12 protein-coding genes and 1 tRNA gene are annotated in these 11,799 nt (G+C 70.8%); 4 read left to right on the top strand and 9 right to left on the bottom strand.

The window, feature by feature from the left end; translation table 11 throughout:
• Positions 1-192 precede the first annotated feature (192 nt).
• Entirely contained in the window at positions 193-834 is a 642-nt protein-coding gene (locus tag E6R60_RS20300; RefSeq protein WP_136328106.1) for a MerR family transcriptional regulator, read from the top strand.
• A 46-nt stretch (positions 835-880) separates the two neighbouring features.
• Here E6R60_RS20300 and E6R60_RS20295 read toward each other — a convergent pair whose 3' ends face one another.
• Positions 881-1,696, bottom strand: a complete 816-nt coding sequence (locus E6R60_RS20295; RefSeq protein WP_136328016.1) for an exodeoxyribonuclease III — start codon at positions 1,694-1,696, stop codon at positions 881-883.
• A 117-nt stretch (positions 1,697-1,813) separates the two neighbouring features.
• On the opposite strand from E6R60_RS20295, the gene E6R60_RS20290 reads away from it, so the two are divergent.
• Complete coding sequence (locus tag E6R60_RS20290) at positions 1,814-2,296, top strand: GNAT family N-acetyltransferase (RefSeq protein WP_136328015.1); 483 nt, start codon at positions 1,814-1,816, stop codon at positions 2,294-2,296.
• Here E6R60_RS20290 and E6R60_RS20285 read toward each other — a convergent pair.
• Entirely contained in the window at positions 2,293-3,084 is a 792-nt protein-coding gene (locus tag E6R60_RS20285; protein ID WP_276613999.1) for an alpha/beta hydrolase, read from the bottom strand. The genes E6R60_RS20290 and E6R60_RS20285 overlap by 4 nt on opposite strands.
• Positions 3,085-3,113: 29 nt before the next feature.
• Complete coding sequence (locus tag E6R60_RS20280) at positions 3,114-3,926, bottom strand: SAM-dependent methyltransferase (protein ID WP_240802634.1); 813 nt, start codon at positions 3,924-3,926, stop codon at positions 3,114-3,116.
• Positions 3,927-4,113: 187 nt separating this feature from the next.
• On the opposite strand from E6R60_RS20280, the gene E6R60_RS20275 reads away from it, so the two are divergent.
• Positions 4,114-5,100 carry an aldo/keto reductase gene (locus E6R60_RS20275; protein ID WP_136328013.1) on the top strand — a complete coding sequence of 329 codons (987 nt, stop codon included), beginning with the start codon at positions 4,114-4,116 and terminating at the stop codon, positions 5,098-5,100.
• A gap of 306 nt (positions 5,101-5,406) precedes the next feature.
• Here the strand turns inward: E6R60_RS20275 and E6R60_RS20270 are convergent, their stop codons facing one another.
• The 4 genes from E6R60_RS20270 to E6R60_RS20255 all read right to left on the bottom strand — a co-directional run bounded on the left by E6R60_RS20270 (position 5,407) and on the right by E6R60_RS20255 (position 9,532).
• Positions 5,407-6,228: a hypothetical protein gene (locus E6R60_RS20270; protein WP_136328012.1), complete on the bottom strand. Its 822-nt coding sequence runs from the start codon at positions 6,226-6,228 to the stop codon at positions 5,407-5,409.
• A 57-nt stretch (positions 6,229-6,285) separates the two neighbouring features.
• Positions 6,286-6,786, bottom strand: a complete 501-nt coding sequence (locus E6R60_RS20265; RefSeq protein WP_136328011.1) for a hypothetical protein — start codon at positions 6,784-6,786, stop codon at positions 6,286-6,288.
• 587 nt (positions 6,787-7,373) lie between these two features.
• Positions 7,374-8,405: a MarR family transcriptional regulator gene (locus E6R60_RS20260; protein WP_136328010.1), complete on the bottom strand. Its 1,032-nt coding sequence runs from the start codon at positions 8,403-8,405 to the stop codon at positions 7,374-7,376.
• 509 nt (positions 8,406-8,914) lie between these two features.
• Positions 8,915-9,532 (bottom strand): DUF2867 domain-containing protein, encoded by a 618-nt coding sequence (locus E6R60_RS20255; protein WP_136328009.1) that lies wholly within the window; start codon positions 9,530-9,532, stop codon positions 8,915-8,917.
• A 94-nt stretch (positions 9,533-9,626) separates the two neighbouring features.
• On the opposite strand from E6R60_RS20255, the gene E6R60_RS20250 reads away from it, so the two are divergent.
• Positions 9,627-10,184, top strand: coding sequence for a TetR/AcrR family transcriptional regulator (locus tag E6R60_RS20250; protein ID WP_136328008.1), 558 nt, complete (start codon positions 9,627-9,629; stop codon positions 10,182-10,184).
• 189 nt (positions 10,185-10,373) lie between these two features.
• On the opposite strand, the gene E6R60_RS20245 is transcribed toward E6R60_RS20250, so the two are convergent.
• Together E6R60_RS20245 and glpR are read right to left on the bottom strand one after the other, a co-directional pair.
• Positions 10,374-10,447: transfer RNA gene (locus E6R60_RS20245), tRNA-Ala, on the bottom strand.
• Between the two features lie 98 nt (positions 10,448-10,545).
• Positions 10,546-11,709, bottom strand: coding sequence for a gephyrin-like molybdotransferase receptor GlpR (gene glpR, locus E6R60_RS20240; RefSeq protein WP_136328007.1), 1,164 nt, complete (start codon positions 11,707-11,709; stop codon positions 10,546-10,548).
• Positions 11,710-11,799 lie beyond the last annotated feature (90 nt).

Genomic DNA, 11,799 nt, shown 5'->3' with positions numbered 1-11,799 from the left:
CTGCCGCCTCCCGCGTACGTCCCACGACTCTGCCAGCAATCACTGGCATTGTTGGGAGACTAGAGCAGCTTCGTACCGATGGGTAGGGGTGCGGCGAGGGAAAGTTACCGGCGGTACAACAAGCGGCGTCCGTCACGGGGAGGCCGGTAGGGTGCGGGGGTGGCAGAAGGACGCGAACACCGCGAATACCGCATGGAGGAGCTGGCGAAGGAAGCCGGCATCCCCGTCCGGACCGTGCGCTTCTACCGGGAACGCGGCCTGATCTCGCCACCCAGGCGCGAGGGCCGCATCGCCTGGTACGACGACCACCACCTGGCCCGCCTGCGCACCATCACCGGCCTGCTGGAGCGCGGCCACACCCTCACCGGCATCGCCGACCTGGCCCGGACCTTCGAGAGCGGCCGCGATGTCGCCGAGGTGCTGGGCCTGGGCGAACCGACCGAGGAGACCCCGGTCCGGCTCACCCCCGAGCAGCTGGCGGACTACTTCCAGGACGAGTCCACGCCCGAGAACCTGGCGACGGCCATGGAGCTGGGCTACCTCGGCACGGACGGCGACGAGATCGTGCACATCAGCCGCCGCCTCCTGGAGGTCTCGGCCGAGCTCGTACGCGAAGGCGTCCCGCTCGCCGAGGTGCTCGCCTCCGGCCGCCGCGTCCGCGAGCACGCGGACGCCCTGGCCGACCTCTTCGTCGCCACCCTGCGCGCCCACAGCGCCGAACCGGAACCGCCCCAACTGCGCCCCCTGGCCCGGGCGGTGGTGGACGCGGAACTCTCCATGGCCCTGGACCGGCGCCTGCGCCGCGAGGCGGAGGCGCCGCGGCCGCCGGCGTAACCCGCGCCTCTGCCAGGAGGCGCCATACCCCTCCGCGCGCCGGGGCCTACCGCTCGTACACCACCGTCACCGGCGCGTGGTCGCTCCACCGCTCCCCGTGCGTGGCGGCCCGCTCCACCAGGGCCTTCACCGCGCGTGCGGCGAGGCCGGGCGTCGCCACCTGGTAGTCGATGCGCCATCCCGTGTCGTTGTCGAAGGCGCGCCCGCGGTAGGACCACCACGAGTACGGCCCCTCCACGTCCGGGTGCAGGGCGCGTACGACATCGACGTACGCGGCCTCGGCGAAGACCCGCGTCAGCCACTCCCGCTCCTCGGGGAGGAAGCCGGAGCTCTTCCTGTTGGCCTTCCAGTTCTTGAGGTCGGCCTCCTGGTGGGCGATGTTCCAGTCACCGCACACCACGACCTCCCGGCCCTCGGCGGCGGCACGCGCCTTGAGGCCGATGAGGTAGGGGAGGAAGGCCGCCATGAAGCGCTCCTTCTCGTCCTGCCTCTCCGTGCCGACCTCGCCGGAGGGCAGGTACAGGCTCGCGACCGTGACACCCGGCAGGTCGATCTCGACGTACCGGCCGCTCGCGTCGAACTCCTCGCCCTCCGCGCCCCCGAAGCCGCCGAAGCCGATCTGGACGCGCTCCGGCGCCCGCCGGGAGTAGACCGAGACCCCGGCGCGGCCCTTCGCGGCGGCCGGCGCGTGGACGGTGTGCCAGCCCTCGGGCTCACGCACCTCGGCGGGCAGCTGCTGCGGCTCGGCGCGCACCTCCTGGAGGCAGATCACGTCGGCGTCGGTCCGCGCCAGCCACTCGACGAAGCCCTTCTTCGCGGCGGCGCGGAGACCGTTAACGTTGACGGAGGTCACAGTGAGCAAAACATGCTCCTCGGATTCGCAGGCGTGCGGGGACTGCTCAGCACGTTGTCAGAGGTCACAGTGAGCATCCCGGCACGATACCGACCCAGCCGCTCGCATACATGTACCATCATTCGCATGATTATCCAGCAGCGCCCTTACGATCACCCCGACGCCGTCAAACTCAACGATCTCGTGCAGCTCGAGTACGCCGAGCGTTACGGGGACGAGGGCGACATCACACCGCTCGACGCCACGATGTTCGACCCGCCCCGCGGCCTCTACCTGCTCGCCTACGACGCGTCGGGCCGCCCCGTCGCCACCGGGGGCTGGCGCTCGCAGGAGCGCAACGAGGAGGGTTACTCGGACGGGGACGCCGAGCTCAAGCGGATGTTCGTGATAGCCGAGGGGCGGGGCCAGGGTCTCGCCCGCCGCATCCTGGCCGCCCTGGAGGCCGACGCCCGCGCGGCGGGCCGCACCCGCATGGTGCTGGAGACCGGCGACCAGCAGCCCGAGGCGATCGCGCTGTACCTCTCCAGCGGCTACACGCCCTGCGAGAAGTTCGGCCACTACCGGACGTACGACAGCAGCCGCTGCTTCGCGAAGCCGCTCCAGCCTTAGACCCCGCCGCTCTCCCGGTCCAGGAACCCCAGCACCGCGTCGTTGAACGGCTCGGGCCGCTCCAGACCCGGCAGATGCCCCGCCCCCTCGACCACCACCAGCTCCGCCTGCGGGATCAGCCCGTGCAGCACCCGGGCCTCCGCGACGGGCGTGTACACGTCGTCCGCACCGACGAGGACGAGGACCGGCACCCGGGCCCCGGCGAGCGAGTCACGGTAGTCGGGCCGCTCCGCCCGTCCCCGCAAGGCGGCGGCCGCCCCTTCGGGAGCGGTGGTACGCATCATCCGGAGCACCCGCGCGGCCACGTCCGGCAGCCCGGTGACGTTGTACGGGGCCAGCATCTTGTCGATGACCTCGTTCGCGTACCCGTCCATCCCCTCGGCGAGCAGCCGGTCGGCGAGGCGGTTGCGGAACGTTTTGCCGTCCTCCGTCTCGGCGACCGGGGAGGTGTCGGCGAGGACCAGCGCCGCCACCCGGTCCGGGTACGCACGGTGGAACTCCATGGCGATCTGCCCGCCCATCGACACCCCGCCGACGACGGCCCGTGCGACGCCCAGACGGTCCAGCAACGCGGCGAGGTCACCGGCGAACTCCGCGAACAGGGTCCGTCCCGGGACGACGCCGCTCTCCCCGTATCCCCGCAGATCGGGCAGGATCACCCGGTACCCGGCCGCGACCAGCGCGGTCGCCTGCGGCTGCCACATGGTCCGGTCGAACGGATGCCCGTGGACGAGGACGACGGGCGGCCGGTCAGCGGCCGCCTCCCCCAGGTCGTCGTACGCGAGCACGCTCCCGTCCTGCGCCGTGAACCGGCTGGTCACCGGACCACCCGCCCCACACCCACGTAGAAGCCACTGCGCTCGACGACCGGCGCGGGCTCCTCCTGGTACCACTCGGTCGCGGGGACGAGCCCCGGCCCGACGAGCTCCAGGCCCTCGAAGAACGGCTCGACCTCCGCGCGCGTACGCATCCTGAGCGCGATGGCGCCCTTCTTGTAGGCCTTCTCGGTCTCCTGCTTCAGCTCCGGGTGCTGATCGGCTGTGCCGTGCGAGAGGACCAGGTAACTGCCGGGCGCCAGCGCGTCGACCAGGGTGCGCGTGATTCCGTACGGGTCCTGGTCGTCCGGCAGGAAGTGCATCAGCGCGATCAGGGACAGGGCGATGGGCCGCTCGAAGTCCAGCAGCCTCCTCGCCCGTTCGAGGATCGCCTCCGGCTCCCGCACATCGGCGTGGAGGTAGTCGGTGGCCCCCTCCGGCGCACTGACGAGGAGCGCTTCCGCATGCCGCAGGACGATCGGGTCGTTGTCGGCGTAGACGATCCGGGCGGTCGGCGTGATCGCCTGGACGATCTGGTGCAGGTTGGGCTCCGTGGGGATCCCGGTGCCGATGTCCAGGAACTGGTCGATCCCGCCCCGGGCCAGCCAGGCGGAGGCCCGGTGCATGAATGCCCGGTTGCGCGCCGCGTTTCCGCGCGCCTCCTCCGGCAGCGTCTCCGCGACCTGCTGATCCACCGGGTAGTTGTCCTTGCCGCCCAGCAGCCAGTCGTAGACGCGGGCGGGGTGCGGCTTGCTGGTGTCGATCAGGGGCTGGGACTGGGGCTGGGGCCGGGACTCGGGTATGCCTGCCGTCACAGGACGCTCCTCGGTGCGGAGAACTTCACGAGCGGGTACGCGCTTTCAGCCTAGGCGAGGTTGATCCAAACGGATCGCCCCCCTGCTCGCGGGCCCCTCCGACGCCCTTGCGTTGAAGTGCACTTCAGCACGCACACTCACTTCCGCGGCCACCGGAGGACGGTGACCGGAACCGGAGGGGAACGTCATGAAGTACCGCAGCATCGGCACACATCCAGCCACCCGCCGAGAGGTGAGCGCGCTCGCGCTCGGCGCCATGCTCTTCGGGTCGGTCACCGACGAGAAGACCTCGTTCGCGATCCTGGACCACTTCGTCGAGGCCGGCGGCACCTTCATCGACACCTCCGACAACTACGCCTACTGGGTCGAGGGCGGTCTCGGCGGCCAGAGCGAACGGCTGCTCGGCAAGTGGCGGCGCAGCCGGGGGGTCGGCGACGAGATCGTCATCGCCACCAAACTGGGCGCCGAACCCCTCGCCCCCGGCACCGGTTTCGTCGACAACCCGGAGGGCCTGTCGGCGAAGGCGGTCCGCGAGGCGGTGGAGCGCAGCCGCGACCGCCTCGGTGTGGAACGGCTCGACCTGCTCTACGCCCACATCGAGGACCGGACCGTTCCGCTCGCCGAGACGGTCGAGGCCTTCGGGGAGCTGAGCGCGGCCGGCACGGTCGGCCTCCTGGGCGCCAGCAACCACGCCGTCTGGCGGGTGGAGCGCGCACGGGCACTCGCCGCCTCGGCCGGACTTCCCGGCTACGAGGTGCTCCAGTACCAGCACAGCCATCTGCGCCCCCGGTTCGACGTGCCCAGCCCGCTGTTCGAGGACGGCAGCCTCGGCCACGCGGGGCCCGAGCTGCTCAGCTATCTACGCGCCGAGCCGGACCTGACCCTGGTCGCCTACTCACCGCTGCTCGCCGGCGCGTACAGCCGCCCGGACAAGCCCCTCCCCCGGGACTACGACCACCCCGGCACCCCCGCCCGGCTCGCGGTCCTGCGCGAGGTCGCCGCCGAGACGGGGGCGAGCATCAACCAGGTCGTCCTGGCCTGGCAGATCGGCGGCCGCCTCCCGGTGATCCCGCTGGCCGGGGCGTCGTCGGTGGCCCAGCTGAAGGAGAACCTGGCGGCGGTGGACCTGGAACTGACGGACGACCAGCGGGCGCGGCTGGACGGCGCGCACTGACCCCGGGGCACCGGGCGCGCCGCGGGGGGAGGGGCGCGGCGTCATGCCGCTTCCGCCCACCCCTGAGCCGGCCAGGGTGTGGCCTCGGCAACCGCGCGCGGAAACAGTCGCCGCGTGGAGATGCGCGGTGGGGATGAGCGCGGCACCGCACCTCCGTGCTCCGGTGGCACCCGTACCAGGGAGTCGCCCATGCGCAGCACGCTGGCTCTCGTACTCACCGGGCAGCCGGGTTCGGCCGGTCCGCGAGGCTCCCTACCGTCTCGCGGGCCCTCCTGGTGGACCTGCGAAGAAGCACGTCCGCGCCGTTCAGGAACGGTCGATCTCGTAGATCTTCTGACCCGTGGACGAGTAGACCTGTGCATGGTCGGCAGTATCGAAGGCGACCTTGTAGGTGGCTTCATTCGGACTCTGGGTCACGACGAGCGTATAGCGGTCATCGGCGTCCGGGGTGCTGGAGATGGTGCAGGTCATCGGACCCCCGATGTCCAGCGGCGCGCCGTTGTTGTAGTAGAAGCCCGAGCATCTGCCGTCTTCGCCGAAGACCTTGGTGCTGGAGGAGCCGGACGTCTTCCAGCTGCCGACCATCGCCGCCGAGCCGCCCTTTTCGCCGCCCCCTGACGAAGCGGTGAGCGCCCGGATACCGAAGAAGGCTGCGACAAGCACCAAGACGATCACGATGACGGAAATCAGCGGGTTCTGCACGACCTTGTTGATGATCTTCGTCGTGGCGTTGATCTCGCCGAAGTTGGGCCCCGTGATGACGGCTCCACCAGCGTGGATGCTGGTCGAGGGCGGTTCGGTTGCCGCAGTGGACACACCGTCGCTCGCCTGCGACGCGACAATGGCCTCCAGGGCCGCCGCGAACCGGGGGTCACGGTCCGCCGCTTCCTGAAGAGCCGTCTCGGCACGTGTACGCGCCGAAGGGGTGGCATCGCCGTGCTGCTGCGACTCGGTCACCAGCCGCTGGATTGCCGGGTCCCGGCCCAACTTGGCGTCCACCACCTCCCACAGCCGCTGTGTGGTCAGCTCCAGCGCGTGGTCGGTGAGCCCGTTGAGCCCTCTCCCCGCTCTTCGCGCCTTTCCCGCTGCCCACGCGATCAGCATTCCGACCACGACTTCCATGCCCATGCGTTGTCCTTCTGTCAGTGAGCGAGATGACACCGGTGACACGCCGGAACCCGACTGCTACTCCGCTTCGGCGGTATAGGCGCAGGCTTTGTCGTACAGAGTCGAGGCCGGCTTGAAGGCGGAGTCCTTGCTGACGACATCGCACGCAACGTTGTCCACCGTCACGCTGATGGACTTCCACGGCCCGGAGCCTCCGAATCCGTCGGGGCTGTTCGGGGTGATCTCTGTTTCGAACAGGGCCTGCGTGGTGATCGGCTCCTTCGCATCGCCGTACACGCGCGTAGTAACAGTCTCCTGGTCTCCGTTGCAAAGGCTCATGTCGTCCGCACCTACGGAGACCGCCTGTTGTGCGGTCTCCGGCCAGGTGAGCCCCTTGACCGTTCTGGGGATCAGCTCGGTGGTGATCGACACCACAGCACGTTGAACGCTGTCGCCCGGCATGAAAGCGGCGCACTCCTCCTCCATGCCGGGAGGCGTGACGCCGGCCTCGTAGATGACGTGCGGCGCGATGGTCACCTTGAGCGTCGCCTGGTAACCGTCGTGGTCCGTGATGTTCAACGTCAACTCTCGCCCTGCTACCGGGGCCGGCGAAGCGGCCGACGTCGAGGGCGAGGGTGACACCGGTGGAACGACAGGCGTGGCCTCGGCCTCCGTGGGCGAGGACTCCTGCGTGCTGCTTGCGCTGTCGCCCGTCTCCTGCGCCGAACCGCAGGCCGCGAGGGGCAGCAGGGAGGTGAACAGAGCTCCGGCAGCCAGCCATGTTCTGGGCATGTGGGACCCCCATGTCTGAGTCATCGGACGAAATACACGAACTGCGCGTCACGGCCGTCAACAGCGTTGTTTCAGAAAGGAGTTCGATGTCTCATACCGTCTGTGGTGCTGCTGAAAGCTAGCACCTGGACACAGCGGTTGATGTGGGTTCGGGTTGTTTGCCAGGAACCGAATCACCCGGCGTCTCCACCGTGGTTCGCTGCCGATGTCCCTCCCGTCACCCCGGGGCACGGGTGAAGCGCGGCGCACCACCGCGACTTCCGCCAGCCTGGGCCGGTCCCTGCCGAGAACGCCGAGAGCCACCGGCTCCAGGCCGAGTCCCAAAGTGGCACACGCGGGGGGACCGGCCCCGGGACCACCCACCCGCTGGTCGGTCAACGCATCGCGAGCCGCTCCCGAAGCCGCGCCACGTGCACCTGGATGTCGCGCTCGATGCCGGGCCCGTCTGCGCGCACCTCAACGGCGGCCGGGGCCTCGGCGGGGCGGCGGCAGGGACCGCACAGGCCGTCGCGGAAGGCTTCGGCCTTGCCGGGTGCACCGCAGTCGGTGCACTCGATCATCAGGCGGGGCGCGGAGGCACCCGGCGCGGCCGGGACCGGGGTGGCCGGCCGGTGGGGCGGGAGCTTGGTGAGGAGGCGCTTCCTGACGAAACCACGGGGCGACTCGACCGTCTCGGGGAGCCCTGCGGTGAGGGCGTGGATGAAGTAGTCGGCGTCCGCACCGCGTGCGAACCATTCGGCGGCCAGTTCCTCCAGCTCACGGCAGTCGTCGTCGGAGAGCGCAAGCCGCTTGTCGGCCGGGCCCAGTCGGGACAGGGCGAGGTAGGCGGAGGAGCAGTCCGCCGGGGTGACGCGCTGCTGCGGCAAGATCGACACCGTCACCGGCGCGACGGGTGCGACGGGCGCTTCGGGAGCGGCCGGAACGGCGGGCTCGGCCGGGGCCCACGGCGGCGGGGGCGCAGGGGACGCGACGGACGCGACCACGGGCTGCGGCACGCGGTGGCCCGCCTCGGCGGCGAGGAAGGTGTTCCACCACTCGTTGTCGCGGGCCGTGCGCGACCAGAAGGTGAGGGTGACCCAGCGGACCTGGTCTCCCTCACCGACCGCACACCGTGCGTGGCGCAGATGACCGGCCACACCCAGGGCCCGCAGCGCGCTGCCGACGGCCATCTGTCCGTACAGCGGCTGACACTTGGCGAGCGCCTTGATGCTCATCGCCGCACCCTCGGGCAGCGCGTCGACGTACCCGGCGATGTACCGCTCACGTACCGGCAGAAACGCGAAGTCATCGGCGCGGGAGGGGAGCTGGTCGGGGACGGAGCGCTTCCCGTAGCCGGGCCGGGCCTTCGGATTCGGGGCCGACAGGGCGGGTGCGGGCGGGGCGGCGCTAAGGTTTTGGGTAGCCACGAGATCGTCTTTCTTGGTTTTGCGATCTTGGGGTGAGACCCCGGCCGGTGCGTTCAACACCGCGTCGGGGTCACTTCGTCTGGCGGCACCGTAAGCAGTCGCGACGCTGAGCCGCAAGTCGGTCACAAACAGTCATACTTGCTCGCCGTGACGGGGCAGGGAGGGTGGGGGAGGTTCCCCAACCCCCTTCTTCTACCTACCGGATGGAAAACATCGCTCGAATCTCGGAGCTCGGAGCCCGGCACCCGGACCCCGAGGCCCGAGACTCGGGCGGGACCCCTCGCACGCACCCTCGGAAGAGTGAACTGGGCTACTGACGTTCGAAGGCCGCAGTCCCGGACCTCGGAACTCGAAGTCCGGGACTCGGGGCTCGGGGCTCGAAGTCCGGGACCCGAGAGCCGGGCCGCCCCTGGACGGGATGCGGTGTTCCACCCGGATGCGGCGACCCCCTTCCACGGCAGCTCTCGGCCTCTGCCGCCGACGGCGTCCGCCCGTCGGCCCGTGGGGCGTCAGCCGGCCGACCGGCGCGCCGCACCCTCTCGCCACTCCCGGCCGATCGATCGAAGCAGCGCCGGATACACACCCAGGTACCGGAAGGGTCTGATGCCCAGCATGTACAAGGAGCCGAGGCGGCCGTTGGGCTTCACGAGGACGGCCATCTGGCCGCGGTAGCCTCCGCTCCCGTCCGGGACCCAGCCGACGTGCAGCACTCCGTGCATCGTCTGGTTGGCGTACTCGGCGGCCCATTCGTCGTGTGTCTGAAAGACCGATGTGAAGCGCGCCGCGGGGAAGTCGGGCCCGCGCGGCCCGTCGCGCAGGTCGTCCGGCAGCCGGTCCCGCAGAGTCTCCACCCGCCCGCCGACGCCCGAATCCGGCTTGTCCCAGCCCAGGAGCGCACCGAGCTTCCAGCGCACCGCGAAGAGGAAGCGGCCCACGGGGTTTCCGCCGTCCGGGCCGGCCTTGCTGTCCTTGCCGTCCGCCATCTGCTGGGCCAGGTGGTGCAGATCGTCTGGGCCGCCGGGCGTCGGCAGCTCCCACACGTCCTCGACCCGGAAGTCGCCGGCGATCTCATGGATTCGCCAGGGCCGGGAGGTGTGATCGGTCGGGTGAAGGCGCAGACGGCTCATGTCGGACCCCTGTCTATACGGTGCCGTATAGATCGAGCATAGACCCATCTATACGGCTGCGTATACTCGCAGCGACAAGTGAGGGAGACACGGCATGGGCGCGATCCGCACTCCGCGGGACAAGTGGATCGAGGAAGGGCTGCGGGCGCTCGCCGCCGGTGGCCCCGAAGCCGTCCGGGTCGAGGTCCTCGCCCAGGCGCTCGGCGTCAGCAAGGGCGGTTTCTACGGCTACTTCCGCAACCGCGCCGCCCTGTTGGACGAGATGCTCGCCACCTGGGAGCAGGGGGTCACCGAGGGCGTCATCGAGCGCATCGAACGCGGCGGGGGTGACGCCCGTGAGCGGCTCGGCCGTCTCTTCGACTTCGTGGGGGCGGGCGACAATCCCGTGACCAACGCCGGGGTCGAGCTCGCGATCCGCGACTGGGCCCGGCGCGACGAAGGGGTCGCACTCTGCCTCCGCCGCGCCGACAACCGGCGCATGGACTACCTGCGCGAGCTCTACGGAGCCTTCTGCCCCGACGAGGGCGATGTCGAGGCGCGCTGCCTGATCACCTTCTCGCTGCGCATCGGCGACCACCTCATCGCCGCCGACAACGGCCCCCGCAGCCGTGCGGAAGTCCTCGGCGCGGTGAGGAAGCGACTGCTGGACTGAACGGCCCCGAGTCCGCGGGCTGCCGACGGCACGGCGTTACGCCCTTGCTGCTCATCGGCGCCGGCGGAGGGAGGAAGCCGGCATCGGCTGACCGTCGCTCCTCGTCGGCGCAACGCGAAGATCCCGCCCGATCTTCCGATCGGACGGGATCTTCACCGTTCCTGAGCTGACTCAAGAACAGTTGCGCGGTGGACCTGTGGGGATTTGAACCCCAGACCCCCTCGATGCGAACGAGGTGCGCTACCAGACTGCGCCACAGGCCCTTGCAACGAGTGAAACTTTAGCACCCCGACCGGGGTGCTCGGTAATCCGTTCCGCGCTGGTCAGCCGAGTCGGCGTCACAGCGGGCGGAGCGGGTGTCTCACTCGTTGGCCGCGCGGGGGCGGTCGTCCTCGTCGTACTGGTCGAACAGCGGGGTGCGCCCCCGCTCGCGGGCGCGGCGGGACTGGGCGGAGCGCTGACGCGGGGCCGGGTCCACCGGCGGTGTCGCGGTCCGCGGCGTCGCCGGGTGGGCGGGTTCGGCGGCGGAGGAACGGGCCGCGCTCCAGGTCTCCGGGTTGCCGACCTCGACGCCGCCCGTGGCGCGCGGGGCGACCGGGGCGGTGACGTACGTCGGCAACGGGACCGGGACGGGCTCCCAGCTGTCGCCCTGGACCCGGCCGCGCTCGCGCTGCTGGTCGACCCACTCCGCGTGGTCCGTCTGCTCGACCAGGGCGCGGCGGCCCGCCTCCTGCGGGGAGACCGTGGGGGTGGGCTCCGGGGCGGGGTGGCGGGCTTCCGGGTCCTCGTCGGAGTCGGCGGGGGCCGGCGCGGCCGCCTGGTGGCGGCGGGGGCGGTTCTCGCGCAGGCGCTGCGCCGCGACCTCCGCCCGGCGACGGTCCATGGTGAAGGCGAACCTGCGGCGCTCCTGGGCGCGCAGATGCACGATGTACGTGCTCAGCAGCACGGCGGGAACCGCCGGGGCCCAGAGGAAGCGGAGGCCGCCGACCGCCGCGACGACCGCGCCGAGCGTGAACCCGAGGAAGAGGACGACGGTGGTGCGCCGACGGCGCGCGAGCACCTGGAGGCGCTGCGCACGCCGGGCGCGTTCCGCGTCGATTCCGCCGGGGCGCGGGCGCCGTGCGGGGAGGGAGACGGAGGACTCGGAGTCGGCGGAGGGGGAGTCGGGGCGCTCTCGCGCCCGGCGCTCCCGGGCGGGATGTTCCGGCGCACGGGCCGGGTCGTGGACCCGGGCCTCGGTGTGCGCCGGAGGCGCGGAAAAGGCCCGGACGTCCACGGAATCCATTCGGTCCGTGACCGCGTCCGGGTCGGCGTCGGGCGCCGCCTCCTCGTCGGTGCGCTCCCGCAGCTCCTTGGCGTACCGGCGCTCCATCGCCGCCCGTCCGGACAGCAGCCGGATGGCGGTGCTGAAGCGTTCCGTCGGACGGGCTTCGTTGAGCTCGTCCTGCCTGCGGAGCCACATCGGCACCAAGTAGGCGGCCCAGGCCCCGACGATGACTGCGTAGATGAGGCCGCTGCTGCTCACATCTCACACCGTAGAGGGGTTTGCATGGAGGCATCCGCCAATTGGCGCGGTGTGTCGCACGATCCGGCTGATATCACGGACTTTTTTTGT

Source organism: Streptomyces sp. A0642 (assembly GCF_004795105.1).
GTDB lineage: Bacteria > Actinomycetota > Actinomycetes > Streptomycetales > Streptomycetaceae > Streptomyces.
The sequence above is the reverse complement of the archived record's forward strand: the minus strand, read 5'-3'. Positions and strand labels throughout refer to the sequence as shown.